37 protein-coding genes are annotated in these 22,300 nt (G+C 49.5%); all 37 read right to left on the bottom strand.

Annotated elements, in window-relative coordinates:
* Positions 1-7 precede the first annotated feature (7 nt).
* The gene (locus NFU03_RS04555; RefSeq protein ID WP_251636483.1) at positions 8-805 is read right to left on the bottom strand and encodes an energy-coupling factor transporter transmembrane component T family protein; all 798 of its coding nucleotides are present in this window, start codon (positions 803-805) and stop codon (positions 8-10) included.
* Positions 802-1,674, bottom strand: coding sequence for an energy-coupling factor ABC transporter ATP-binding protein (locus NFU03_RS04560; RefSeq protein ID WP_251636485.1), 873 nt, complete (start codon positions 1,672-1,674; stop codon positions 802-804). Before NFU03_RS04560 ends, NFU03_RS04555 begins: the two co-directional genes overlap by 4 nt.
* Positions 1,650-2,495, bottom strand: coding sequence for an energy-coupling factor ABC transporter ATP-binding protein (locus NFU03_RS04565; protein WP_251636487.1), 846 nt, complete (start codon positions 2,493-2,495; stop codon positions 1,650-1,652). Before NFU03_RS04565 ends, NFU03_RS04560 begins: the two co-directional genes overlap by 25 nt.
* A gap of 273 nt (positions 2,496-2,768) precedes the next feature.
* The gene (gene rplQ / locus NFU03_RS04570; protein WP_251636489.1) at positions 2,769-3,149 is read right to left on the bottom strand and encodes a 50S ribosomal protein L17; all 381 of its coding nucleotides are present in this window, start codon (positions 3,147-3,149) and stop codon (positions 2,769-2,771) included.
* Between the two features lie 32 nt (positions 3,150-3,181).
* Positions 3,182-4,126, bottom strand: a complete 945-nt coding sequence (locus NFU03_RS04575) for a DNA-directed RNA polymerase subunit alpha (RefSeq protein ID WP_251636491.1) — start codon at positions 4,124-4,126, stop codon at positions 3,182-3,184.
* Positions 4,127-4,256: 130 nt separating this feature from the next.
* Positions 4,257-4,646, bottom strand: a complete 390-nt coding sequence (rpsK, locus tag NFU03_RS04580; RefSeq protein WP_040285504.1) for a 30S ribosomal protein S11 — start codon at positions 4,644-4,646, stop codon at positions 4,257-4,259.
* Positions 4,647-4,670: 24 nt separating this feature from the next.
* Positions 4,671-5,036, bottom strand: coding sequence for a 30S ribosomal protein S13 (rpsM, locus tag NFU03_RS04585; protein WP_251636492.1), 366 nt, complete (start codon positions 5,034-5,036; stop codon positions 4,671-4,673).
* A gap of 23 nt (positions 5,037-5,059) precedes the next feature.
* Positions 5,060-5,173, bottom strand: a complete 114-nt coding sequence (gene rpmJ / locus NFU03_RS04590) for a 50S ribosomal protein L36 (protein ID WP_076758849.1) — start codon at positions 5,171-5,173, stop codon at positions 5,060-5,062.
* A gap of 40 nt (positions 5,174-5,213) precedes the next feature.
* Positions 5,214-5,432 carry a translation initiation factor IF-1 gene (infA, locus tag NFU03_RS04595; RefSeq protein WP_251636493.1) on the bottom strand — a complete coding sequence of 73 codons (219 nt, stop codon included), beginning with the start codon at positions 5,430-5,432 and terminating at the stop codon, positions 5,214-5,216.
* Between the two features lie 418 nt (positions 5,433-5,850).
* Entirely contained in the window at positions 5,851-6,504 is a 654-nt protein-coding gene (locus tag NFU03_RS04600; RefSeq protein WP_251636494.1) for an adenylate kinase, read from the bottom strand.
* Positions 6,505-6,553: 49 nt separating this feature from the next.
* On the bottom strand, positions 6,554-7,846 hold the full coding sequence (gene secY, locus NFU03_RS04605; RefSeq protein WP_251636495.1) for a preprotein translocase subunit SecY: 1,293 nt from the start codon (positions 7,844-7,846) through the stop codon (positions 6,554-6,556).
* Positions 7,846-8,286: a 50S ribosomal protein L15 gene (gene rplO / locus NFU03_RS04610; RefSeq protein WP_251636496.1), complete on the bottom strand. Its 441-nt coding sequence runs from the start codon at positions 8,284-8,286 to the stop codon at positions 7,846-7,848. The genes secY and rplO overlap by 1 nt, the downstream gene beginning before the upstream one ends.
* A gap of 31 nt (positions 8,287-8,317) precedes the next feature.
* Positions 8,318-8,500, bottom strand: coding sequence for a 50S ribosomal protein L30 (gene rpmD, locus NFU03_RS04615; RefSeq protein ID WP_251636497.1), 183 nt, complete (start codon positions 8,498-8,500; stop codon positions 8,318-8,320).
* A 13-nt stretch (positions 8,501-8,513) separates the two neighbouring features.
* Positions 8,514-9,014: a 30S ribosomal protein S5 gene (gene rpsE, locus NFU03_RS04620; protein WP_251636499.1), complete on the bottom strand. Its 501-nt coding sequence runs from the start codon at positions 9,012-9,014 to the stop codon at positions 8,514-8,516.
* Positions 9,015-9,036: 22 nt separating this feature from the next.
* Positions 9,037-9,399 (bottom strand): 50S ribosomal protein L18, encoded by a 363-nt coding sequence (rplR, locus tag NFU03_RS04625; protein WP_251636501.1) that lies wholly within the window; start codon positions 9,397-9,399, stop codon positions 9,037-9,039.
* 33 nt (positions 9,400-9,432) lie between these two features.
* The gene (gene rplF, locus NFU03_RS04630) at positions 9,433-9,972 is read right to left on the bottom strand and encodes a 50S ribosomal protein L6 (RefSeq protein WP_251636503.1); all 540 of its coding nucleotides are present in this window, start codon (positions 9,970-9,972) and stop codon (positions 9,433-9,435) included.
* Positions 9,973-10,002: 30 nt separating this feature from the next.
* On the bottom strand, positions 10,003-10,401 hold the full coding sequence (rpsH, locus tag NFU03_RS04635) for a 30S ribosomal protein S8 (RefSeq protein WP_251636505.1): 399 nt from the start codon (positions 10,399-10,401) through the stop codon (positions 10,003-10,005).
* A gap of 28 nt (positions 10,402-10,429) precedes the next feature.
* Entirely contained in the window at positions 10,430-10,615 is a 186-nt protein-coding gene (rpsN, locus tag NFU03_RS04640) for a 30S ribosomal protein S14 (RefSeq protein WP_251636507.1), read from the bottom strand.
* Between the two features lie 19 nt (positions 10,616-10,634).
* Positions 10,635-11,174: a 50S ribosomal protein L5 gene (gene rplE, locus NFU03_RS04645; RefSeq protein WP_251636509.1), complete on the bottom strand. Its 540-nt coding sequence runs from the start codon at positions 11,172-11,174 to the stop codon at positions 10,635-10,637.
* A gap of 26 nt (positions 11,175-11,200) precedes the next feature.
* A complete protein-coding gene (gene rplX, locus NFU03_RS04650) occupies positions 11,201-11,560 on the bottom strand; it encodes a 50S ribosomal protein L24 (protein ID WP_251636511.1) in 360 nt (119 codons plus the stop codon).
* Positions 11,561-11,595: 35 nt separating this feature from the next.
* The gene (rplN, locus tag NFU03_RS04655; protein WP_251636513.1) at positions 11,596-11,964 is read right to left on the bottom strand and encodes a 50S ribosomal protein L14; all 369 of its coding nucleotides are present in this window, start codon (positions 11,962-11,964) and stop codon (positions 11,596-11,598) included.
* A 39-nt stretch (positions 11,965-12,003) separates the two neighbouring features.
* Complete coding sequence (gene rpsQ, locus NFU03_RS04660) at positions 12,004-12,267, bottom strand: 30S ribosomal protein S17 (RefSeq protein ID WP_251636515.1); 264 nt, start codon at positions 12,265-12,267, stop codon at positions 12,004-12,006.
* Between the two features lie 17 nt (positions 12,268-12,284).
* Complete coding sequence (gene rpmC, locus NFU03_RS04665; protein WP_025783856.1) at positions 12,285-12,485, bottom strand: 50S ribosomal protein L29; 201 nt, start codon at positions 12,483-12,485, stop codon at positions 12,285-12,287.
* On the bottom strand, positions 12,475-12,909 hold the full coding sequence (rplP, locus tag NFU03_RS04670) for a 50S ribosomal protein L16 (RefSeq protein ID WP_251636518.1): 435 nt from the start codon (positions 12,907-12,909) through the stop codon (positions 12,475-12,477). Before rplP ends, rpmC begins: the two co-directional genes overlap by 11 nt.
* Positions 12,910-12,911: 2 nt before the next feature.
* Entirely contained in the window at positions 12,912-13,568 is a 657-nt protein-coding gene (rpsC, locus tag NFU03_RS04675) for a 30S ribosomal protein S3 (RefSeq protein ID WP_251636520.1), read from the bottom strand.
* A gap of 3 nt (positions 13,569-13,571) precedes the next feature.
* Complete coding sequence (rplV, locus tag NFU03_RS04680) at positions 13,572-13,916, bottom strand: 50S ribosomal protein L22 (RefSeq protein ID WP_040285487.1); 345 nt, start codon at positions 13,914-13,916, stop codon at positions 13,572-13,574.
* 19 nt (positions 13,917-13,935) lie between these two features.
* Complete coding sequence (gene rpsS / locus NFU03_RS04685) at positions 13,936-14,214, bottom strand: 30S ribosomal protein S19 (protein WP_040285486.1); 279 nt, start codon at positions 14,212-14,214, stop codon at positions 13,936-13,938.
* 60 nt (positions 14,215-14,274) lie between these two features.
* Positions 14,275-15,105, bottom strand: a complete 831-nt coding sequence (gene rplB, locus NFU03_RS04690) for a 50S ribosomal protein L2 (RefSeq protein ID WP_251636522.1) — start codon at positions 15,103-15,105, stop codon at positions 14,275-14,277.
* A gap of 27 nt (positions 15,106-15,132) precedes the next feature.
* Positions 15,133-15,417 (bottom strand): 50S ribosomal protein L23, encoded by a 285-nt coding sequence (gene rplW / locus NFU03_RS04695; RefSeq protein WP_251636524.1) that lies wholly within the window; start codon positions 15,415-15,417, stop codon positions 15,133-15,135.
* Complete coding sequence (rplD, locus tag NFU03_RS04700) at positions 15,417-16,040, bottom strand: 50S ribosomal protein L4 (protein WP_251636526.1); 624 nt, start codon at positions 16,038-16,040, stop codon at positions 15,417-15,419. Before rplD ends, rplW begins: the two co-directional genes overlap by 1 nt.
* 25 nt (positions 16,041-16,065) lie before the next feature.
* Positions 16,066-16,695 carry a 50S ribosomal protein L3 gene (gene rplC, locus NFU03_RS04705; RefSeq protein WP_251636528.1) on the bottom strand — a complete coding sequence of 210 codons (630 nt, stop codon included), beginning with the start codon at positions 16,693-16,695 and terminating at the stop codon, positions 16,066-16,068.
* 45 nt (positions 16,696-16,740) lie between these two features.
* On the bottom strand, positions 16,741-17,049 hold the full coding sequence (gene rpsJ, locus NFU03_RS04710; protein WP_040285481.1) for a 30S ribosomal protein S10: 309 nt from the start codon (positions 17,047-17,049) through the stop codon (positions 16,741-16,743).
* Positions 17,050-17,579: 530 nt separating this feature from the next.
* Positions 17,580-18,767: an elongation factor Tu gene (gene tuf / locus NFU03_RS04715; protein WP_251636530.1), complete on the bottom strand. Its 1,188-nt coding sequence runs from the start codon at positions 18,765-18,767 to the stop codon at positions 17,580-17,582.
* Between the two features lie 119 nt (positions 18,768-18,886).
* A complete protein-coding gene (gene fusA / locus NFU03_RS04720; protein ID WP_251636532.1) occupies positions 18,887-20,965 on the bottom strand; it encodes an elongation factor G in 2,079 nt (692 codons plus the stop codon).
* 51 nt (positions 20,966-21,016) lie between these two features.
* A complete protein-coding gene (gene rpsG / locus NFU03_RS04725) occupies positions 21,017-21,487 on the bottom strand; it encodes a 30S ribosomal protein S7 (RefSeq protein ID WP_040285478.1) in 471 nt (156 codons plus the stop codon).
* 35 nt (positions 21,488-21,522) lie between these two features.
* On the bottom strand, positions 21,523-21,942 hold the full coding sequence (gene rpsL, locus NFU03_RS04730) for a 30S ribosomal protein S12 (protein ID WP_040285477.1): 420 nt from the start codon (positions 21,940-21,942) through the stop codon (positions 21,523-21,525).
* A gap of 101 nt (positions 21,943-22,043) precedes the next feature.
* Positions 22,044-22,292 (bottom strand): ribosomal L7Ae/L30e/S12e/Gadd45 family protein, encoded by a 249-nt coding sequence (locus NFU03_RS04735; protein WP_251636534.1) that lies wholly within the window; start codon positions 22,290-22,292, stop codon positions 22,044-22,046.
* Positions 22,293-22,300 lie beyond the last annotated feature (8 nt).

Genomic DNA, 22,300 nt, shown 5'->3' on the forward strand with positions numbered 1-22,300 from the left:
TTCCTCCTTACGCTCTCAAATACAGCAGCACCGCGCACAGTACGCCGAAGATGATCATGACGGCGGTATCCCCCGCCTGCCAGTTCAGCTTGCGGAATCGTGTGCGTCCTTCTCCGCCGCGATAGCCTTTCACTTCCATGGCGACCGCCAAGTCCTCCGCCCGTTTGAAGGCGCTGACGAACAGCGGGACGAGCAGCGGAATGACCGCTTTGACCCGCTGCTGCACACTGCCGGAACTGATGTCCGAGCCGCGTGCGAGCTGTGCTTTCAAGATTTTATCCGTCTCGTCCATCAATGTCGGGATGAACCGCAGGGCGATCGACATCATCATCGCCAGCTCATGGACAGGCAGCTTCAGCCGCTTCAGCGGGTTCAGCAGTGTCTCCACACCGTCCGTGATCGAAATCGGGGAAGTCGTCAGCGTCAGCACCGTCGTCATCAGGACAAGGATGAAGAACCGCAGCGAGATGTAGATCCCCTGACGAAGTCCCTCTTCGTAGATCGTGATGAACTTCCAGTGGAACAGCACCGGACCTTCCCGTGTCAGGAACAGATGCATCAGCAGCGTAAAGACGACGAGGAAGAGGATCGGCTTCAGTCCACCGAGCAGAAACGAAAAGCGGATCCTCGAGATGATGATCACAAACAGGGTGAAGCCGAGCAGGATCGCATACGTCACCGTGTTATTCGCCAGGAAGACCGCAAAGATGAACAGGAAGATGAACAAAAGTTTCGAACGGGGATCGAGCCTGTGGGTGAATGAATCCCCCGGCAGATATCGTCCGAATATCATTTTTTCCATCATCGGCCGTCACCTTGCTCTCCCGCACGCTGCGCAATCAGGGCAGCGAGTTTCTCTTCGGTCAGCGCCCGTTCTGCAAGGGGTCCGCCGATCAGCCGCTCGATGTCTCGCTGGAAGCGGACGGTGCGCGGCAGTTCGAGACGGTACTGTTCCAGCCGCGTGCCGTCCGTCAGCACGTCTTCCGGCGGGCCCGCAAGCACCGCATGGCCTTCATGCATGACGATGACGTGATCTGCATAGCGCGCTGCATCTTCCATGCTGTGGGTGACGAGGATCGTTGTCAGCCCTTCCTCCCGGTGGAACCGTTCGAACAGTTCCATGATCTCCCGGCGCCCTTGCGGATCGAGTCCGGCAGTCGGTTCATCGAGGATGAGGACGGACGGCTTGAATGCCAGCACCCCGGCGATTGCTACGCGGCGCATCTGGCCGCCCGACAATTCGAACGGCGACTTGTCCGCGACGTCCGCCGGCAGGCCGAGCAGCTCGATCAGTTCAAGCGCCAGCGCTTTTGCCTCCTCTTCCGGTATGCCGAAGTTGAGCGGACCGAACATGATATCTTTCAGCACCGTCTCTTCGAACAGCTGGTGCTCGGGGAACTGGAAGACGATGCCGACATTCCGCCGGACCGTGCGCAGCGCCTTCCCTTTCGTCTCTGAGGTGATCAGCGTATCACCTACGCGCACCGTCCCTTCCGTCGGCTTCAGCAGGCCGTTCAGATGCAGCAGCAGTGTCGACTTGCCGGAGCCTGTGTGGCCGATCACTGCGGTATACGAGCCGCTCGGCACCGCTTCATTTATGTCAAATAATGCTTTCTTTTCAAACGGCGTGCCCGGTGCATAGGCGAAGCTCACTTGCTGAAATACAATGTCCATAGCTCATTCACCAACTCTTCTTCTGACATATGATCACCGGTCAGCGGCAGGCCGGCCTCCCGCAGCAGTTCGGACATCCGCAATGCAAACGGCAGATCGAGCCCGTGCTCCTGAAGCCGGCTGCCCTGTTCGAAGATCGACTCCGGCGTCCCGCTGTCGACTAGACGCCCCTGGTTCATCACAAGCACACGGTCCGCCAGCAGCACTTCCTCCAAGTCATGCGTAATCGATATGACCGTCAGACCCGTCGTCCGCCGCAGTTCCGTGATCAGGTCGATGACTTCCCCCCGGCCTTGGGGATCCAGCATGGACGTCGCTTCATCCAGAATGAGGATGTCAGGGTCCATCGCAAGCGCACCGGCAATCGCCACGCGCTGTTTCTGGCCGCCCGACAAGTGATGCGGCTCGTGCAGGGCGTACGCCGACATGCCGACCTGGGCAAGCGCTTCTTTCACACGGACCTGCATCGTTTCGTACGGTACACCGTTGTTCTCCAGTGCGAACGCCACGTCATCCTGGACGGTGGCACCGACGAATTGGTTATCAGGATTCTGGAAGACGACGCCAAGTTTAGAACGGATATCCCACAGGTTGTCCTCGGTCAGCGGCTCCAGGAACACATGGACCGTGCCGCCAGCAGGGAACAGCAGGCCGATCATCAGTTTGGCGAGCGTCGATTTGCCGGAACCGTTATGCCCGACAATCGAGACCCACTCACCTTCCCGGATCGTGAAAGACACATCCGCAACCGCCTGGACGAACACATCCTCATCCGTCTCATAGGCAAATGACACCGTATCCATGGATAACACTTCGCGCATGCCGACCCGCCTCTTTTCTTTGTTAAGTATGTAGTGGATACCGAAAATTCCGAGAATGGATTCCGGTAAATAAAAAAAGCGCGCATCTCATCCGAAGAATGCGCAGCAAAATGGTTCGATGCCGGGTGCTCACGCCGACATCGCGGATGAGATGCGTAGAGCTAGACCGAACAGGAGAACCTGTCGATCGTAACACTCAGCTTTTCATATTGTCGTATAAATCAGTATGTGGAAAGAGGGTGTGGCTGTCGTATAGTCACACCCCCAAGTTTGTTACACGAGTTCGATTACTACAACAGGTGCTCCGTCTCCGCGGCGCGGTCCCATTTTCATGATGCGTGTATAGCCGCCTTGGCGTTCTGCATAACGCGGTGCTACATCATCAAACAATTTCTGGATCGCAAACGTCTTTGTTTCCTTGCCTTCTTCGTCTTCCCCAAGAATTACTTCCCGGCGGATGAATTCAGCAACCTGACGGCGTGCGTGCAAGTCTCCCCGCTTACCAAGTGTAATCATTTTTTCAACAACTGAACGAAGCTCTTTCGCACGTGCTTCTGTTGTCTGGATGCGTTCATGGATGATCAGGTCTGTTGCCAGGTCCCGGAGCATCGCTTTACGCTGTGAACTTGTGCGTCCAAGTTTTCTGTAACCCATAGAAGATTCCCTCCTTCAATCTGATTCTGCCATCAATCTTCCGAGCGTAAACCGAGATTCAGCTCATCCAACTTCAGCTTTACTTCTTCGAGTGATTTGCGGCCGAGATTACGCACTTTCATCATTTCGTCTTCGGACTTGTTTGCAAGCTCCATGACGGTATTGATCCCTGCACGCTTCAGGCAGTTATAAGAACGAACAGACAGGTCGAGTTCTTCAATCGTCATTTCCAGAACTTTTTCCTTTTGATCTTCTTCTTTTTCCACCATGATTTCAGCAGTCTGTGCTTCGTCTGTCATGCCGACAAAAATATTTAAATGTTCCGTGAGGATTTTCGCCCCGAGCGAAACAGATTCTTTCGGTCCGATACTGCCGTCTGTCCAAACGTCCAATGTCAGCTTATCGAAGTTCGTACTTTGTCCGACACGTGTGTTCTCCACTTGGAAGTTGACACGGGACACCGGTGTGTAGATCGAGTCGATCGGGATAACGCCGATCGCCAGGTCATCACGTTTGTTTTGGTCAGAAGGTACATAGCCTCTGCCCCGCACAGCGTACATACGCATACGAAGGTGGCCATTTTTGCCAAGTGTTGCAATATGAAGATCCGGGTTCAAAACTTCCACATCACTGTCGTGCGTGATATCGGCAGCAGTGACCGCACCTTCACCTTTCACATCTATCTCGATCACTTTCTCATCGTCAGAATAGATCTTAAGGGCAAGTTGCTTCACATTGAGAATAATAGTGGCTACATCCTCGACAATGCCTTCAACAGTTGAGAACTCATGAAGAACACCATCGATCTGAATCGATGTTACGGCTGCTCCAGGCAAAGAAGATAACAGGACGCGGCGTAAAGAATTACCCAGGGTATTCCCGTATCCCCGTTCCAGCGGTTCAATAACGAACTTACCAAACCGTGAATCTTCTGCGACCATAACGGTTTCAATCTTCGGTTTCTCAATCTCGATCATTCATGTACCCTCCTTCAAAACGTCTGTGTGGGCCGTTCCTTATTGAAATCGATTAATAGACGGCAAAATGCAATCGCACAATTCATTCTTACCAAAAATTGTGTTTCTCAATCAATTGGAAAGGAAACTATTACACACGACGACGTTTTGGAGGACGGCATCCGTTGTGCGGAACAGGCGTTACGTCACGGATTGCAGTTACTTCCAGGCCAGCTGCCTGCAGTGAACGGATAGCCGCTTCACGTCCTGCACCAGGTCCTTTAACTGTAACTTCCAATGTCTTCAAACCGTGTTCCATAGAAGCCTTTGCAGCAGTTTCTGCAGCCATCTGAGCCGCAAAAGGAGTCGATTTACGTGATCCGCGGAATCCGAGAGCCCCGGCGCTTGACCAAGAAAGTGCGTTTCCGTGAGTGTCCGTAATCGTTACGATAGTGTTGTTGAACGTCGAGCGGATATGTGCAATCCCGGATTCAATATTCTTTTTTACACGACGCTTACGTGTTTGTTGTTTACGTGCCATGTTCGAAAAACCCTCCTTTACCTATTATTTCTTTTTGTTAGCGACTGTCCGCTTAGGACCTTTGCGTGTACGTGCATTGTTCTTCGTGTTCTGTCCGCGTACAGGCAGTCCGCGACGGTGACGGATTCCACGGAAGCTTCCGATTTCCATCAGGCGTTTGATGTTAAGTGAAGTTTCACGGCGAAGATCCCCTTCTACTTTCAACGCATCCAGCTGTTCACGGATTTTGTCGAGTTCTGCATCAGTCAGGTCGCGAACGCGGGTATCTTCTGATACGCCAGCAGCTGCAAGAACCTTTTGTGCAGTTGTGTTTCCAACTCCGTAGATGTAAGTCAATGAAATTACAACGCGCTTATCGCGCGGTACGTCTACACCAGCAATACGTGCCATATAAGTTGCGCACCTCCTTTAAATTATCCTTGACGTTGTTTGTGCTTCGGATTTTCACAGATTACCATGACTCGGCCGCGTCTGCGAATAACTTTGCATTTTTCGCAGATCGGTTTTACAGATGGTCTTACTTTCATCTTACCCAACCTCCTTCATTAGTCCGGAGTTGCAAAAGTGTTATTTGAAACGGTATGTGATACGGCCGCGTGTCAGATCATAAGGCGACAATTCGATTGTCACTCTATCACCTGGCAGAATACGGATGAAGTGCATACGGATTTTACCGGATACATGTGCAAGCACAGTATGTCCGTTTTCCAGTTCCACTTTGAACATCGCATTCGGCAGCGTGTCGATTACAGTACCTTCAATTTCAATTACGTCATCTTTCGCCATCAGCTCAGTCTCCCTTCTATGTCCTATAAAGGTCAGCACCTTTAAGCGCCATCAGCCGCTTTGCAAGCTCCCTCAACATATGTCCGGTATGCGCGAGTGATGTTCGAAAAGACGCGAATCACAATTCATGCCGATTAGCCGATCCCGAAATCGTGACTGGAACTTCAAATCGGTTCGCACATGACCACAGTCTGGCATCCGGACCGCTGGTTTACACAAGCGTATCCGCACACCACAACACATTATACTCGAAAAAGCAAGGAAATGCATGTATGGAGTATTGAGCGTTCAACTGCCGACTGATCCCGATTTCCAGCTGAGCATCAACTGCTTTTGCAGCCCACTCTGATCAAATGATCTTTCCGTACAGCAGAACGCTGCCGGACGAGATGCCCTGACGTCTGCATGCTTAGGATACTTAGTGAACGTGTGCAGTTAACACAGCATCCACGTCGTGAAATACGTCACCGATGTCTTGTTGACCATTGATGTTTGTCAGCACACCTTTTCCGTCGTAGAACGAAAGGAGAGGTGCTGATTGCTTCATATTTACTTCCAGACGGTTCGTGACGGTCTCCGGATTATCATCGGCCCGCTGGTAAAGTTCGCCGCCGTCTTTGTCACATACGCCTTCAACCTTCGGCGGGTTGAATTCGAGGTGATATGACGTGCCGCACACTTTGCAGATCCGACGTCCTGTCAACCGTGCAACAAGGAGTTCTTTGTCTACCTGGATGTTGAGTACGTGTTCGATTTTCCGGGCCATCCCTTCCATGATGCCGTCAAGCGCTTCTGCTTGAGCGACCGTCCGGGGGAAGCCGTCCAAAAGAAAACCGTTGTCACAGTCAGGTTTGCGAAGCCGCTCACTGACAATACCAATCGTCACTTCGTCGGGAACAAGCGCCCCCTGGTCCATGTACGATTTGGCTTTGACTCCAAGTTCCGTGCCTTCTTCGATGGCAGCACGGAACATATCGCCTGTAGAAATATGAGGGATCCCGTACTTTTCGACAATTTTATCTGCCTGAGTTCCTTTACCGGCACCCGGCAGACCCATTAATACGATATTCATACGTCGTGCCCTCCGTTGTCCCTCCGGCGGAAGAAGTCTCCACACGAAGTTATTTCATGAATCCTCTGTAATGCCGCTTCACAAGCTGCGATTCCAGCTGCTTCATCGTCTCGAGGGCAACCCCGACAACGATCAGCAAGCTCGTACCGCCGATCTGAGCGGACTGAGGAAGGTTTGCTATCTGGATGATAACAATCGGCAGAACTGCGACAGCTGCTAGGAATAGCGCTCCGACGAATGTCAGGCGGTATAACGTGCTTGTCAAGTAGTCCTGTGTGTTCTGACCCGGGCGGATCCCAGGGATGTACGCGCCCTGCTTCTTCAGATTGTCTGCGACATTCTCAGGATTGACCTGGACGAATGCGTAGAAATAAGTGAAAGCGATGATCAGACCGATATACAGCGCCATTCCGACAGGGTGCGAGTAGTTGAGGACCCGCGAGATCGCTGCCATGGTGCTGTTGTCGCTGAAGAACGTGCCAAGCAATTGCGGTGTTGTGAAGAACGCGACCGCAAAGATGACCGGGATAACCCCTGCAGCGTTCAGTTTCAGCGGTAGGTGCGTCTGCTGTCCGGCAGAAGTCTGCTGGCGGCCCGTCACCCGTTTAGCATATTGAATCGGAATTTTACGAAGAGCTTCCTGGAAGTAGATGACACCGACCGTGATCGCCAGTATAGCGATGAGCAGCAGAACCATCGTCGCAATGCGGATGAACAAAGCATCGCCTGCGTCTTGGATCTGTGACACGTACAGCTGGTTCACAGCGTTCGGGATTGCAGCAGCGATACCGGCGAAGATAATGATGGAAATCCCATTACCGACACCTTTCGCCGTGATCTGCTCACCCAGCCAGAGAAGGAAAGCGGTACCCGCTGTCAGGACAAGGGCGATGACGATATATGTCGAAATGCCGTTATCTGCAACGAGCGACCCCTGGAACATCTGGTTGAATCCGAACGACATGGCAATCGCCTGGATGAACGCAAGGACCATGGTGAAGTAGCGTGTGAACTGAGCAAGTTTACGCCGTCCGACGTCCCCTTGTTTCGCCCACTCGGCAAACTTCGGCACAACGTCCATCTGCAGAAGCTGCATGATGATCGACGCTGTGATGTAAGGCATGATCCCCATGGCGAAAATAGAGAACTTGGATAGTGCTCCTCCGCCAAAGATGTTCAGGAACCCGATGAATTGGTTACTCGATTGCTGGAGCGCCGTCGCGTCCACGTTCGGAACGGTGATGAATGTCCCGATCCGGAATACGATGAGCAATAGCAGTGTGAAAATAATTTTAGACCGTATCTCTTTTACTCGCATGAAGTTTGAGATTGTCTGAAACATTATACCACCTCGACTTGCCCGCCCGCTTTCTCAATCGCTTCTTTCGCAGAAGCAGAGAATTTATGAGCTTTGACAGTAATCTTCTTCTCAAGAGTCCCATTACCAAGAATCTTAATTCCAGATTTTTCATTGCTCACGATTCCTGTTTCAATTAACAGTTCCGGTGTTACTTCTGTGCCTTCCTCGAAACGGTTAAGCGTTTCAAGGTTAACGATGGCATACTCTTTACGGTTGATGTTCGTGAATCCGCGTTTCGGCAAACGCTGGAAGAGTGGAAGCTGTCCACCTTCGAATCCAAGACGCACACCGCCGCCCGAACGGGAGTTTTGACCGTTATGACCTCTGCCTGATGTTTTACCATTCCCAGATGCCATACCACGACCAACGCGGTTGCGCTTTTTACGAGAGCCTTCTGCAGGTTTCATTTCGTGTAATTTCATCTTCGGCACCTCCTTATTCAAGAATAACTGATTATTGTTCGCTGACAGTTACCAAATGGCTGACTTTGTTGATCATGCCGCGGATTGCGACATTATCCTGGTGTTCAACGGTTTGGTGAAGTTTGCGAAGTCCAAGAGCTTCTACTGTTTTACGTTGTGCTGGCTTAGCGCCAATCACGCTTTTTGTAAGGGTGATTTCAAGTTTGTTCGCCATTGTGTTTCCCCCCTTAACCTAACAGTTCTTCTACGGATTTACCACGCAGCTGAGCTACATCTTCAGCACGCTTCAAGTTCGTCAATCCTTCGATCGTAGCACGCACCATGTTGATCGGTGTGTTAGAACCAAGAGATTTAGAAAGGATATCCGTGATTCCTGCAAGTTCAAGTACCGCACGGACTGGTCCGCCGGCGATTACTCCTGTACCAGGTGCAGCCGGTTTGATGAGAATCTGGCCTGCACCGAAGCGTCCGATGATCTCGTGAGGCGTTGTGCCTTTGACCATTGGTACTTCGATAAGGTTCTTCTTCGCATCTTCGATTGCTTTACGGATCGCATCTGGAACTTCTTGTGCTTTCCCAGTACCGAAACCAACACGGCCGTTTTTATCACCAACGACGACTAGAGCGGTAAAACGGAAACGACGTCCGCCTTTTACGACTTTAGCTACGCGGTTGATGGTTACGACGCGCTCTTCGAATTCACTTTTGTTTTGTTCATTACGACGCATGGAATATGTCCCTCCTTCTTAATTAAAATTCAAGTCCATTTTCGCGAGCAGCGTCAGCAAGTGCTTTTACGCGGCCGTGGTAAAGATAGCCTCCGCGGTCGAATACGACTGCTTTCAGGTTCTTCTCCAGACCTTTTTTCGCGATCAGTTCGCCGACTTTGCTTGCAGCATCTGCGTTGGAAGAAGAATCCGCTGAGAATTCTTTGTCCATTGTAGAAGCGCTGGCAAGAGTTACACCATTCATGTCATCGACCAGCTGTGCGTAGATGTGCTTGTTTGAGCGGTATACGTTCAAGCGAGGACGCTCTGCAGTACCGTTGATCTTTGTACGAACACGTGCATGCCGTTTTTTACGGACAACGTTCTTATCCTGTTTTGTGATCAATCGAGGTCACTCCTTCCGAATGCCTATGCGGCATTATTTACCTGTTTTACCTTCTTTGCGGCGTACAACTTCGCCTTCGTACTTAATCCCTTTGCCTTTGTACGGCTCTGGCGGACGTACTTTACGTATGTTGGAAGCAAGTGCACCAACGTGCTCCTTGTTGATTCCGCGGACGATGATTTTCGTGTTCGCCGGAACTTCCACTTCGATTCCTTCGATAGGCTCGAACTCAACGGGCTGTGAATAGCCGACGTTCAAGATGAGTTTCTTACCTTGCATCTGAGCACGGTAACCAACACCGACCAGTTCAAGCGAACGCTCGAAACCAGCAGATACACCAGTGATCATGTTCGCAAGAAGCGAACGTGTCGTACCGTGCATCGAACGGTGTTCTTTCGATTCGGACGGGCGTGTCAATGTGATCACGTTGCCTTCCTGCTCGATTTTCATATCTGTGTTTAAGTGATTTGTAAGTTCGCCTTTTGGTCCTTTGACAGTAACGAAGTTATCGTCAGCAATTGTGACTGTTACGTTTTCAGGCACCTCAATCGGACGTTTACCAATACGTGACATTTATGTGCACCTCCATTCTTTTGTTACAGATTACCAAACGTAAGCGACGACTTCTCCGCCTACTTGTTTAGCGCGTGCTTCTTTGTCAGTCAATACGCCGTTAGAAGTTGAAACGAGGGCGATGCCCAATCCGTTCAACACGCGCGGCACTTCGTTCGACTTTGCGTATACGCGGAGACCCGGCTTTGAAATACGCTTGAGTCCAGTGATGACGCGCTCGTCGTTTTTACCGTATTTAAGGAAAATGCGGATGATACCTTGTTTGCTGTCTTCCACATATTCTACATCGCGGATGAAACCTTCACGTTTGAGGATTTCTGCGATCTCTTTTTTAAGGTTTGAAGCAGGTACTTCAAGCTTCTCGTGGCGAACCATGTTCGCGTTACGGATGCGAGTAAGCATATCTGCGATCGGATCACTCATTGTCATTACATTAACCTCCTTCCCAAAATGGGGATTACCAGCTTGCTTTTTTAACGCCAGGAATTTGTCCTTTGTATGCGAGTTCGCGGAAACAAATACGGCAGAGTTTAAACTTCCGATATACAGAGTGCGGACGGCCACAGCGTTCGCAACGTGTGTATTCTTGGACTTTGAACTTCGACGTACGTTTCTGTTTTGCGATCATTGATTTTTTAGCCACGTTTTCGCCTCCCTTATGTTTACTTTTGGAACGGCATGCCGCACTGCTTGAGCAACTCGTGAGCTTCCTCATCCGAGTTGGCAGTCGTAACGATGACGATATCCATTCCGCGTACTTTAGACACTTTATCGAAGTCGATTTCCGGGAAGATGAGCTGTTCTTTCACGCCCAGTGTGTAGTTGCCGCGTCCGTCGAACGATTTGTTCGATACGCCGCGGAAGTCACGTACACGTGGAAGTGATACAGCGATCAGCTTGTCCAGGAATTCATACATACGCTCACCGCGCAATGTCACTTTCGTTCCGATCGGCATTCCTTCACGAAGACGGAATCCAGCGATCGATTTCTTCGCTTTTGTAACAACCGGTTTTTGACCGGAGATGATTGTCAGATCCTCAACAGCAGCGTCAAGCGCTTTTGTATTTTGAACCGCGTCACCAACACCCATGTTGATTACGATCTTGTCGACTTTAGGTGCTTGCATGATAGATGTATAGTTAAACTTGCTCATCAGAGCAGGAACGATTTCGCTTTTATACTTGTCTTTTAATCGGCTCATTCAGAAGAACCTCCCTTCTTAGAGAGTTATTTTTTCAATTCTTTTTTGCTTAGCTGGTCGATCACTTCTCCGGACTTCTTCGCAACACGGTACTTGTAGCGGTATGTTTTGCCGCCTTCGGTTTTTTCTTCGTACTTATAACCGATACGTGTAGGTTCGCCGGATTTAGGGTCTACGAGCATTACGTTCGATACGTGGATTGCCGCTTCCTGGCTTACAATTCCGCCTTGTGGATTCACTTGGTTCGGTTTTGTATGCTTTTTAACGATGTTCACGCCTTCAACGAGGATTCGCTCTTTGTTCGGGAACACAGTAAGGATGACGCCTGTCTTCCCTTTGTCTTTCCCGGAGATCACTTTTACTTTATCGCCTTTTTTAATGTGCATTCTGTCGCACCTCCTTGATTGGCAATGCTCTATTATTAAAGTACTTCTGGAGCAAGGGAAATGATTTTCATGAAGTTGTTGTCGCGGAGTTCACGAGCAACTGGTCCGAAAATACGAGTTCCGCGAGGGCTCTTGTCATCACGGATGATGACACATGCGTTTTCGTCGAATGTGATGTATGTTCCGTCTTTACGGCGCATACCGCTCTTAGTACGAACGATAACCGCTTTAACGACTTCACCTTTCTTGACAACGCCACCTGGTGTTGCTTTCTTAACGGTAACAACGACGATGTCGCCGATGTTGGCAGTCTTACGGCCTGAACCGCCAAGGACTTTGATTGTCAGCACTTCACGTGCGCCAGAGTTATCTGCGACTTTCATGCGGGATTCCTGTTGAATCAATTTGGTTACCTCCCCTCGGATGCTAAGTTCCGAACGTTATTAGATGATGACCGCTTTCTCGATGATGTCAACGAGGCGGAAACGTTTTGTAGCAGACAGCGGACGAGTTTCCATAATGCGGACTACGTCGCCAATTTTAGCTTCATTCAGTTCGTCATGCGCTTTGTACTTTTTCGAGTACTTTACGCGCTTGCCGTACAGTGAATGCTTCTTGTGTGTTTCTACCATTACCGTTACTGTCTTATCCATTTTGTCGGATACGACGCGGCCTGTATACACTTTGCGCTGGTTACGCTCAGTCATGGGTGCAACCTCCTTCATCAGTTATTTGCACTGATTTCTCTTTGACGTATTACTGTTTTCATGCGCGCAATCGATTTGCGTACTTCACGGATGCGTGCAGTGTTTTCTAATTGTCCTGTCGCTAACTGGAAGCGAAGGTTGAAAAGCTCTTCTTTCAGTGATTTCACTTTTTGCTCGATCTCTGCAGTTGTCAAGTCACGGATTTCATTAGCTTTCATTAGATTCACCACCAATTTCTTCACGTTTTACAAACTTGCTTTTAACAGGAAGTTTGTGCGCTGCCAGGCGGAGTGCTTCACGTGCGACTTCTTCAGAGACGCCAGCGACTTCGAACATTACTCGGCCGGGTTTTACTACTGCTACCCATCCTTCAACCGCACCTTTACCAGAACCCATCCGGACTTCCAGAGGCTTCTTCGTGTACGATTTGTGTGGGAAGATGTTGATCCATACTTTACCGCCACGTTTCATATAACGTGTCATTGCGATACGCGCTGATTCGATCTGACGGTTCGTGATCCATGCAGCGTCAAGAGACTGAAGGCCGAACTCACCGAAATTAACCGTTGCGCCGCCTTTTGTCTGCCCGCGCATTTTACCGCGGAATACACGACGATGTTTTACTCGCTTTGGTACTAACATGATTAGTTGCCTCCTTCCCCAGAGTTCTTCTTAACTGGAAGGACTTCTCCCCGATAGATCCATACTTTAACGCCGAGCTTACCGTATGTTGTATCAGCTTCAGCATGTGCATAGTCGATATCTGCACGAAGTGTATGAAGCGGGACAGTTCCTTCGCTATAGTGTTCTGATCGCGCGATGTCAGCTCCGCCAAGACGTCCGGAAACTTGAGTTTTGATACCTTTAGCTCCTGAACGGATTGTGCGCTGGATTGCCTGCTTCTGTGCGCGTCGGAATGATACACGACCTTCGAGTTGACGTGCGATTGATTCTGCAACCAATTTCGCGTCAAGGTCAGCACGCTTGATCTCTACGATGTTGATGTGTACACGCTTGCCGGAGATTTCGTTCAGCTGCTTACGGAGTGCTTCGACTTCCGTACCACCTTTACCGATAACCATACCAGGCTTAGCTGTGTGGATTGTGATGTTGACGCGTTTAGCAGCACGTTCGATTTCCACTTTGGAAACAGAAGCGTCCACTAGGCGTTTTTCGATGTATTTGCGGATTTTCAGGTCTTCGTGCAAGAGAGTCGCATAGTCTTTTTCTGCGTACCATTTCGAATCCCAGTCACGAATAATTCCGACCCGCAGACCATTAGGATGTACTTTTTGACCCACGAATTATCCCTCCTTCTTTTCAGATACCACTACTGTGATGTGGCTGGTGCGTTTGTTGATTGCGCTCGCACGGCCTTGTGCACGCGGACGGAAACGTTTCATTGTCGGACCTTCGTCAACGAATACTTCACTGACAATCAGGTTCTCAAGATCCATTTCGAAGTTGTGCTCAGCGTTAGCGATAGCAGAGTTCAATACTTTTTCTACGACTGGAGATGCCGCTTTAGGCGTCAAGCGCAGAATGGCGACCGCTTCACCGATTTTCTTGCCCCGGATAAGATCAACGACTAATCGTACTTTACGAGGAGCAATGCGGACTGTGCGGACAGATGCTTTAGCTTGTTGCATCAGAATTTCCTCCTCTCAATTAGCGTTTCGTTTTCTTGTCGTCAGCACCGTGACCTTTATATGTGCGGGTAGGTGCGAATTCACCCAATTTGTGGCCGACCATGTCTTCAGTGATGTAGACAGGTACGTGTTTACGTCCGTCATATACAGCGATTGTCAATCCGATGAAGGAAGGGAATACTGTAGAACGGCGTGACCAAGTCTTGATGACTTGTTTCTTTTGTGCATCTTTTTGAGCATCGACCTTCTTGAGCAGATGATCGTCTGCAAAAGGTCCTTTTTTCAAGCTGCGGCCCATTTTGTTACCTCCCTTTGTGTTTGTACTACGGTCCAGTCATTGAACCGCAGCGCAATCACATTATTTTTTGCGGCGACGAACGATAAGTTTGTCGGATTTAGCACGCTTCGAGCGCGTTTTGTAACCGAGAGTCGGTTTACCCCAAGGTGTAACTGGGCTTGGACGGCCGATTGGTGTACGTCCTTCACCACCACCGTGCGGGTGATCGTTCGGGTTCATGACAGATCCGCGGACAGTTGGGCGTTTGCCCATCCAGCGTGAACGTCCTGCTTTACCGATGTTGATGAGTTCGTGCTGTTCGTTGCCGACTTGGCCGATTGTAGCACGGCAAGCTGCAAGGATCATACGTACTTCACCAGATTGCAGACGGATGATGACATATTTGCCTTCACGTCCGAGCAATTGTGCGGATGTACCAGCTGAACGGACCAGCTGGCCGCCTTTTCCTGGTTTCATCTCGATGTTATGGATTGTCGAACCCATTGGGATGTTTTCCAATGGAAGTGCGTTCCCGACGCGGATATCCGCTTCTGGTCCTGACATGATAGTCATGTCCACTTTCAATCCTTTTGGAGCTAGGATGTAACGTTTTTCTCCATCTGCATAGTTGATCAATGCGATGTTTGCTGAACGGTTCGGATCGTATTCGATCGTAGCAACGCGTCCTGGTATGCCATCTTTCCGGCGCTGGAAGTCGATGACACGGTATTGGCGCTTGTGGCCTCCACCCTGGTGACGAACTGTAATCCTACCTTGGTTGTTCCGTCCGCCTTTGCGCTTGATCGGTTCAAGCAATGATTTTTCCGGTTTGCTTGCTGTGATTTCAGCGAAGTCCGAAGTTGTCATGTTACGACGGCCGTTGGAGGTAGGTTTGTATTTCTTAATCGCCATTGGTGTTCCCTCCTTTGTTTAATGTGATCAGATATCGAACAGTTCGATGTCTTTTGAGTCAGCAGTCAATGTAACAATCGCTTTACGGCGTTTGTTTGTATAGCCTGCGTGTTTACCCATACGCTTGAATTTGCCTTTATAGTTCTGGACGTTCACTTTTTCCACTTTGACTCCGAAGATTTCTTCGACAGCTTGTTTGATGTGCGTTTTGTTGGCACGAGTGTCGACTTCGAATGTGTACTTGTTGAATTCCATCGCTTCAGAAGATCGCTCGGTAATGACCGGACGCTTCAATACATCACGTGCTTCCATTAACCAAGCACCTCCTCGATTTTTTTGACAGCATCTTTTGTGATGAACAGCTTGTCATGAGCGACAAGGTCAAGCACGCTGATGCCGTTTGCAGTTACGACGCTGATTCCAGGGATGTTGCGTGCAGACAATGCAACGTTCTCATCGAGGTCAGCTGTAACGAATAATGCTTTTTTGCTGATTGAAAGATCAGCCAGCACTTTTTTGAAGTCTTTTGTCTTTGGTGCATCGAAAGTCAATCCTTCCAATACAACCAGTTCCTCTTCACGCACTTTGCTGGACAAAGCCGAGCGAAGAGCAAGACGACGGACTTTTTTCGGTAATTTGTAGCTGTAGCTGCGTGGTGTAGGTCCGAAGACGATACCGCCTCCGCGCCATTGCGGGGATCGGATGGAACCTTGACGCGCACGTCCTGTTCCTTTTTGACGCCATGGCTTACGGCCACCGCCGGCTACTTCTCCACGTGATTTCACTTTGTGGTTCCCTTGGCGCATTGCTGCACGCTGCTGAACCAATGCTTCGAAAAGGACTGCTTCGTTCGGCTCAATTCCGAATACGAGGTCGTTCAATTCGATTTCGCCTGCTGCAGATCCTGTTTGATTCAATACGGATACTTTTGGCATTAGTGTTTCCTCCTTCCTTCGTTAATTAGTTCCCTTTGATAGCGCTTTTCACGATAACGAGTGATTTCTTAGCGCCTGGAACGTTACCTTTTACGAGCAGCAAGTTGCGTTCTGTATCAACCCGCACGACTTCAAGGTTTTGGATAGTGATTGTTTTGCCGCCTGTACGACCCGGCATTTTCTTCCCTTTGAACACACGCTGCGCGTCAACCGAACCGATTGAACCCGGTGCACGGTGATGGCGGGAACCGTGAGTCATTGGTCCGCGTGAGAAACCATGGCGTTTGATAACACCTTGGAACCCTTTACCTTTTGATACTCCTGTAATGTCGATAACGTCGCCTTCTGCGAATGTATCAACTTTGACTTCCTGACCAACTTCGTACTCTGCTGCGTCGATTCCGCGAATTTCGCGAATGAAGCGCTTAGGTGCCGTTTCAGCTTTTGCAACGTGTCCCATCGCTGGTTTGTTGGAAAGCTTTTCACGTTTGTCCTCGAATCCGAGCTGGATCGCTTCGTAGCCGTCTGTTTCGTTTGTCTTCTTCTGAAGAACAACATTAGGAGCAGCTGCGATGACTGTAACTGGGATCAAGTCGCCGTTTTCAGCAAATACTTGCGTCATGCCGACTTTTCTTCCTAAGATTCCTTTGGTCATTTGTCACACCTCCTGATTGTTTTTAAGTAGTTTTATTGTTTGCCATTAAAGTTTGATTTCAATGTCCACGCCTGATGGTAAGTCAAGCTTCATCAATGCGTCGACTGTTTGTGGTGTCGGATTGACAATATCGATCAGACGTTTGTGCGTACGCATTTCGAACTGCTCACGTGAGTCCTTGTATTTGTGGACCGCACGAAGAACTGTGTAGACCGAACGTTCTGTCGGCAATGGAATCGGACCTGATACACTAGCTCCGGAACGCTTTGCAGTTTCAACAATCTTTTCAGCCGACTGATCGAGTACACGGTGATCATACGCTTTCAAACGGATACGAATTTTTTGTTTTGCCATTATTTTCCCTCCCTCTCGCCTATTTTCTAGACATTCTCCACGGAAATTTTCCCACACACATGCCATGGCAAAGCGGCCGGGTGTGTCGGTAACCTCCCGCTTCATCGCAGTCAAAGACCAACACTAACCATTATACACATAAAAAAAGAATGTCGCAATAGGTTTAGCGATATTCTTTAACAACTTTCTAAGTATAAAACGAAATGGTGCAAGATGCAACTATTATGTAGAGTTTGTGTGGAGTTTTATGAAGGTGTTTTTGCCGGTACAAAAGCTTGAGCGGTTGACAGGGAGGTATGGACGGTTCTTACATACCATGAGCGCTTCGTCACATGCCTCGAGCGGTTCTCGTGATGCTTGAGCGCTGCGTCATAATGCTTGAGCGTTCGGAGCGGCGCTAGAGCGGTTCTCCCCTTCCCTTGAGCGGCTGCCGGGCATCATGAGCGCTTCCCGGCTCTGCTTGAGCGTTCATGAAAGGCTGCTGAAAGTGTGCATAAAAAAACCCGCCACGAGGGCGGGTTTTAAATGGATTACTTTACGATAGAAGCTACAACGCCAGCGCCAACTGTACGTCCGCCTTCACGGATTGAGAATTTAGTTCCTTCTTCAATCGCGATTGGGGAGATCAGTTCAATTGTCATTTCAACGTTGTCGCCAGGCATAACCATTTCTACGCCTTCTGGAAGAGAGATGATTCCAGTTACGTCAGTTGTACGGAAGTAGAACTGCGGGCGGTAGTTTGAGAAGAATGGAGTGTGACGTCCGCCTTCTTCTTTTGACAAAACGTAAACTTCAGATTTGAAGTTTGTGTGCGGAGTGATTGTACCTGGCTTTGCAAGTACTTGTCCGCGTTCGATGTCTTCACGAGCTACCCCACGAAGAAGTGCACCGATGTTGTCTCCAGCTTCTGCATAGTCAAGAAGTTTACGGAACATTTCCACACCAGTTACAGTTGTAGATTTAGGCTCTTCAGACAAACCGATAATGTCAACAGTGTCGCCGACTTTAACTTGTCCACGCTCAACACGGCCAGTAGCAACTGTTCCGCGTCCAGTGATCGAGAATACGTCCTCGACTGGCATCATGAATGGTTTTTCAGTGTCACGCTCTGGAGTTGGGATATACTCGTCAACTGCGTTCATGAGCTCAACGATTTTCTCTTCCCACTCTTCTTCGCCTTCGAGCGCTTTAAGAGCAGAACCTTTGATAACTGGAAGGTCATCGCCAGGGAAGTCGTATTCAGAAAGAAGATCACGGATCTCCATTTCTACGAGTTCAAGAAGTTCTTCGTCGTCCACCATGTCACATTTGTTCATGAACACTACCAAGTAAGGTACGCCTACTTGACGTGAAAGAAGGATGTGCTCACGAGTTTGTGGCATTGGGCCGTCAGCTGCAGATACAACCAAGATTCCGCCGTCCATTTGAGCAGCGCCTGTGATCATGTTTTTAACATAGTCGGCGTGTCCTGGGCAGTCTACGTGTGCGTAGTGACGAGTTTCAGTTTCATACTCGATGTGTGAAGTATTGATTGTGATACCGCGCTCTTTTTCTTCAGGAGCGTTGTCAACGTCAGCGTAAGAACGTGCTTCCCCGCCGCCGCGCTTTGCAAGTACTGTTGCGATTGCAGCAGTCAAAGTTGTTTTACCATGGTCAACGTGGCCGATTGTACCGACGTTAGCATGCGTTTTGGACCGATCGAATTTTTCTTTAGCCATTTTGGAGTTCCTCCTCTAAATTGAGTGTGATTTTAGTTTTATAGATACGGACCGGAGCCGCGCGACTCCGGGTCCATAACTTATAAAGTAGTTATACTTCAAACAAAGCCGAATTTCAATTATTCGCCTTTATTCTTTTTGATAACGTCTTCAGCAATGGATTTCGGCACTTCTTCGTAGTGGTCGAATGTCATCGAGAATACGCCGCGTCCTTGCGTGTTCGAACGGAGAGATGTCGCATAACCGAACATTTCTGCGAGTGGAACCATTGCACGGACTACTTGTGCGTTACCGCGTGCTTCCATACCTTCTACGCGGCCTCGGCGTGAAGTGATGTCACCCATGATATCCCCCATGTATTCTTCAGGGATGATGACTTCCACTTTCATCGTCGGCTCGAGAAGGACCGGGTTACACTTGGATACTGCATTTTTCAAAGCCATGGATGCTGCGACTTTGAAGGCCATTTCGTTGGAGTCGACGTCATGGTAAGAACCGTCGAAGAGACGGGCTTTTACGTCGATCAATGGATAGCCTGCAAGGACACCGTTCGAGAGCGAGTCACGAACACCTGCTTCGATAGCCGGGATGTATTCACGCGGAACGACACCGCCGACGATCGCGTTTTTGAATTCGAAGCCTGCTCCTTCATCGTTCGGAGAGAATTCGATCCAAACGTGACCGTATTGTCCGCGTCCGCCTGACTGACGTACGAATTTACCTTCGACTTCAGCTGCTGAACGGAATGTTTCACGGTACGATACTTGAGGAGCTCCGACGTTCGCTTCCACTTTGAACTCACGGCGCAGACGGTCTACGATGATATCCAAGTGGAGCTCACCCATACCGGCGATGATGACTTCACCAGTCTCCTGGTCAGTGTGTGCACGGAATGTCGGGTCTTCTTCTTGAAGTTTACCGAGAGCCTGTCCCATTTTGTCTTGGTCGGCCTTTGTTTTCGGCTCGATCGCAACAGAGATGACCGGCTCAGGGAATTCCATGGACTCAAGAATGATTGGCGCTTTGTCGTCACAGAGCGTGTCACCAGTTCCTGTATCCTTCAGTCCGACTGCTGCTGCAATTTCACCAGCATGGACTTCTGAAATCTCTTCACGGTGATTCGCGTGCATCTGCAGGATACGACCTACACGTTCACGCTTATCTTTTGTTGAGTTCTTGATGTAAGAACCGGATTGCAGAACGCCTGAATACACACGGAAGAATGTCAATTTACCGACGAACGGATCCGTCATGACTTTGAAGGCAAGTGCAGAGAATGGAGCATCGTCGCTCGCCTTACGCACTTCTTCTTCTTCAGTATTAGGGTTGATCCCCATCATTGGTGGAAGATCGGTCGGAGCCGGAAGGTAGTCGATGACTGCATCGAGTACGAGCTGAACCCCTTTGTTCTTGAATGCTGTACCGCAGACGACCGGGTAGAATTCTACTGCCAGTGTCGCTTTGCGGATAGCGCTTTTCAGTTCTTCAACGGAAAGCTCTTCGCCGCCCAGGTATTTCTCCATGAGGTTCTCATCGAAATCAACGACAGCTTCGACTAAGCGCTCACGTGCTTTTTCAGCGTCTGCACGGTATTCTTCCGGGATTTCGCCGACTTCGACGTTCATGCCAGTGTCATCCGGATAGAAGTTGGCTTTCATCTCCACGAGGTCGATGATCGCTTCGAATGCATCTTCTGCACCGATCGGCATTTGGATCGGGTGTGCGTTCGCCTGGAGACGGTCATGCAGTGTGCCGACCGAGTAAAGGAAGTCAGCTCCTGTTTTGTCCATCTTGTTGACGAAAACGATACGCGGTACGCCATACGTAGTTGCCTGGCGCCATACTGTTTCAGTCTGCGGCTCAACTCCTGACTGTGCGTCAAGAACTGTTACAGCACCGTCAAGTACACGGAGGGAACGTTCAACTTCAACAGTGAAGTCTACGTGTCCCGGTGTATCGATGATGTTTACGCGGTGACCTTTCCAGCTCGCTGTCGTTGCAGCAGATGTGATCGTGATTCCGCGTTCCTGCTCCTGCTCCATCCAGTCCATCTGGGAAGCACCTTCGTGCGTTTCCCCGATTTTGTGGATTCGGCCTGTGTAAAATAGGATCCGCTCCGTCGTTGTTGTTTTACCAGCATCGATGTGAGCCATGATACCAATGTTACGAGTATTCTCTAAGGAGAACTCTCTACCCATTTTGTATTGCTCCTTCCATATCGGAATAACGATTTAATGAACGAGTGGATCTTACCAGCGGTAGTGGGCGAATGCTTTGTTAGCTTCTGCCATCTTGTGCATTTCTTCACGGCGTTTCACAGAAGCGCCTGTGTTGTTGGATGCGTCAAGAATTTCGTTCGCAAGACGTTCTTCCATCGTCTTTTCACCGCGAGTACGTGAATAGTTCACGAGGTAGCGGAGACCGAGAGTCGTACGGCGCTCAGGGCGGACTTCAACCGGTACTTGGTAGTTCGCTCCGCCGACACGGCGTGCGCGGACTTCAAGAACTGGCATTACGTTATTGAGAGCTGCTTCGAACACTTCGATCGGATCGTTGCCTGAACGTTCCTTCACAAGTTCGAATGCACCGTATAAAATTTTCTGAGAAGTACCTTTTTTACCGTCTACCATCATTTTGTTGATAAGACGTGTAACTAGCTTCGAGTTATAAATCGGATCTGGCAAAACGTCACGTTTTGCGACTGGACCTTTACGAGGCATGTTGTGTTCCTCCTTTCAAAATAGTTGCTGCTTTATTATTTTTTCTCTTTTGGCTTTTTCGCACCGTAGTGTGAACGGCTCTGCATACGGCCGGTAACACCAGCTGTATCAAGCGCACCACGGACGATGTGGTAACGGACACCCGGTAAGTCTTTTACGCGTCCTCCGCGGATAAGAACAACACTGTGTTCTTGAAGGTTGTGACCTTCACCAGGGATATAAGCGTTGACTTCCAAAGTGTTCGTCAAACGTACACGAGCATATTTACGAAGGGCCGAGTTCGGCTTCTTCGGTGTCATTGTGCCCACACGTGTGCAGACACCTCGTTTTTGTGGCGAGTTGACGTTAGTCATCGACTTTTTGAAACTGTTGTACGTTTTTCCAAGTGCCGGAGCTTTTGAACCGCTTGTATTCGATTTACGAGGTTTGCGGACCAATTGGTTAATTGTAGGCATCGGTATTTTTCCTCCTTCCAACTTCTTTTTAAGACCACACATCCAGGTGGTTCATTTTTGGGTAAAAACAAAGGTTTTGCACGGTAATCGCGCAAAAACCGTTAATCAGTGATGACGACCACTGATGCAGCTACTTGAATGCCGCATGCTTTTCCAAGTTTCTCCCGCGAATCGACGATTGTCAGCGGAATATCCTGTCGGGCAGCCTCTTCAATGACCGGGCTCGTCACCCGTTCTTCTGCATCTTGTGCAATGAAGACTTCATGCGCCTTATTCCGGCGAATCGCTTTCACTGCTTGCTTTGTACCGATGATCAGCTTTTCTGCCTGTGAGACTTTATCATAAGACATGATGATAT

It is taken from the genome of Sporosarcina sp. NCCP-2716, from assembly GCF_023707985.1.
In the GTDB taxonomy this organism is placed as follows: domain Bacteria; phylum Bacillota; class Bacilli; order Bacillales_A; family Planococcaceae; genus Sporosarcina.

Excerpts from the sequence above, each read along its gene's own strand:
- NFU03_RS04555 (WP_251636483.1), bottom strand. The coding sequence starts at position 805 with ATGATGGAAAAAATGATATTCGGACGATATCTGCCGGGGGATTCATTC.
- NFU03_RS04560 (WP_251636485.1), bottom strand. The coding sequence starts at position 1,674 with ATGGACATTGTATTTCAGCAAGTGAGCTTCGCCTATGCACCGGGCACG.
- NFU03_RS04565 (WP_251636487.1), bottom strand. The coding sequence starts at position 2,495 with ATGCGCGAAGTGTTATCCATGGATACGGTGTCATTTGCCTATGAGACG.
- rplQ (WP_251636489.1), bottom strand. The coding sequence starts at position 3,149 with ATGGGTTACAGAAAACTTGGACGCACAAGTTCACAGCGTAAAGCGATG.
- NFU03_RS04575 (WP_251636491.1), bottom strand. The coding sequence starts at position 4,126 with ATGATCGAGATTGAGAAACCGAAGATTGAAACCGTTATGGTCGCAGAA.
- rpsK (WP_040285504.1), bottom strand. The coding sequence starts at position 4,646 with ATGGCACGTAAACAACAAACACGTAAGCGTCGTGTAAAAAAGAATATT.
- rpsM (WP_251636492.1), bottom strand. The coding sequence starts at position 5,036 with ATGGCACGTATTGCTGGTGTAGACGTACCGCGCGATAAGCGCGTTGTA.
- rpmJ (WP_076758849.1), bottom strand. The coding sequence starts at position 5,173 with ATGAAAGTAAGACCATCTGTAAAACCGATCTGCGAAAAATGCAAAGTT.
- infA (WP_251636493.1), bottom strand. The coding sequence starts at position 5,432 with ATGGCGAAAGATGACGTAATTGAAATTGAAGGTACTGTAATCGACACG.
- NFU03_RS04600 (WP_251636494.1), bottom strand. The coding sequence starts at position 6,504 with ATGAATATCGTATTAATGGGTCTGCCGGGTGCCGGTAAAGGAACTCAG.
- secY (WP_251636495.1), bottom strand. The coding sequence starts at position 7,846 with ATGTTTCAGACAATCTCAAACTTCATGCGAGTAAAAGAGATACGGTCT.
- rplO (WP_251636496.1), bottom strand. The coding sequence starts at position 8,286 with ATGAAATTACACGAAATGAAACCTGCAGAAGGCTCTCGTAAAAAGCGC.
- rpmD (WP_251636497.1), bottom strand. The coding sequence starts at position 8,500 with ATGGCGAACAAACTTGAAATCACCCTTACAAAAAGCGTGATTGGCGCT.
- rpsE (WP_251636499.1), bottom strand. The coding sequence starts at position 9,014 with ATGCGTCGTAATGAACAAAACAAAAGTGAATTCGAAGAGCGCGTCGTA.
- rplF (WP_251636503.1), bottom strand. The coding sequence starts at position 9,972 with ATGTCACGTATTGGTAAACGTCCGATTGAGGTGCCTGAAAACGTAACA.
- rpsH (WP_251636505.1), bottom strand. The coding sequence starts at position 10,401 with ATGACAATGAGTGATCCGATCGCAGATATGCTTACTCGCATCCGTAAC.
- rplE (WP_251636509.1), bottom strand. The coding sequence starts at position 11,174 with ATGAGCCGATTAAAAGACAAGTATAAAAGCGAAATCGTTCCTGCTCTG.
- rplX (WP_251636511.1), bottom strand. The coding sequence starts at position 11,560 with ATGCACATTAAAAAAGGCGATAAAGTAAAAGTGATCTCCGGGAAAGAC.
- rpsQ (WP_251636515.1), bottom strand. The coding sequence starts at position 12,267 with ATGACTGAGCGTAACCAGCGCAAAGTGTATACAGGCCGCGTCGTATCC.
- rpmC (WP_025783856.1), bottom strand. The coding sequence starts at position 12,485 with ATGAAAGCTAATGAAATCCGTGACTTGACAACTGCAGAGATCGAGCAA.
- rplP (WP_251636518.1), bottom strand. The coding sequence starts at position 12,909 with ATGTTAGTACCAAAGCGAGTAAAACATCGTCGTGTATTCCGCGGTAAA.
- rplV (WP_040285487.1), bottom strand. The coding sequence starts at position 13,916 with ATGCAACAAGCTAAAGCATCTGTCCGCACAGTCCGCATTGCTCCTCGT.
- rpsS (WP_040285486.1), bottom strand. The coding sequence starts at position 14,214 with ATGGGCCGCAGCTTGAAAAAAGGACCTTTTGCAGACGATCATCTGCTC.
- rplB (WP_251636522.1), bottom strand. The coding sequence starts at position 15,105 with ATGGCGATTAAGAAATACAAACCTACCTCCAACGGCCGTCGTAACATG.
- rplW (WP_251636524.1), bottom strand. The coding sequence starts at position 15,417 with ATGGAAGCACGTGATGTATTGAAGCGTCCGGTCATTACCGAGCGATCT.
- rplD (WP_251636526.1), bottom strand. The coding sequence starts at position 16,040 with ATGCCAAAAGTATCCGTATTGAATCAAACAGGATCTGCAGCAGGCGAA.
- rplC (WP_251636528.1), bottom strand. The coding sequence starts at position 16,695 with ATGACCAAAGGAATCTTAGGAAGAAAAGTCGGCATGACGCAAGTATTT.
- rpsJ (WP_040285481.1), bottom strand. The coding sequence starts at position 17,049 with ATGGCAAAACAAAAAATTCGTATCCGTTTGAAAGCGTATGATCACCGT.
- tuf (WP_251636530.1), bottom strand. The coding sequence starts at position 18,767 with ATGGCTAAAGAAAAATTCGATCGGTCCAAAACGCATGCTAACGTCGGT.
- fusA (WP_251636532.1), bottom strand. The coding sequence starts at position 20,965 with ATGGGTAGAGAGTTCTCCTTAGAGAATACTCGTAACATTGGTATCATG.
- rpsG (WP_040285478.1), bottom strand. The coding sequence starts at position 21,487 with ATGCCTCGTAAAGGTCCAGTCGCAAAACGTGACGTTTTGCCAGATCCG.
- rpsL (WP_040285477.1), bottom strand. The coding sequence starts at position 21,942 with ATGCCTACAATTAACCAATTGGTCCGCAAACCTCGTAAATCGAATACA.
- NFU03_RS04735 (WP_251636534.1), bottom strand. The coding sequence starts at position 22,292 with ATGTCTTATGATAAAGTCTCACAGGCAGAAAAGCTGATCATCGGTACA.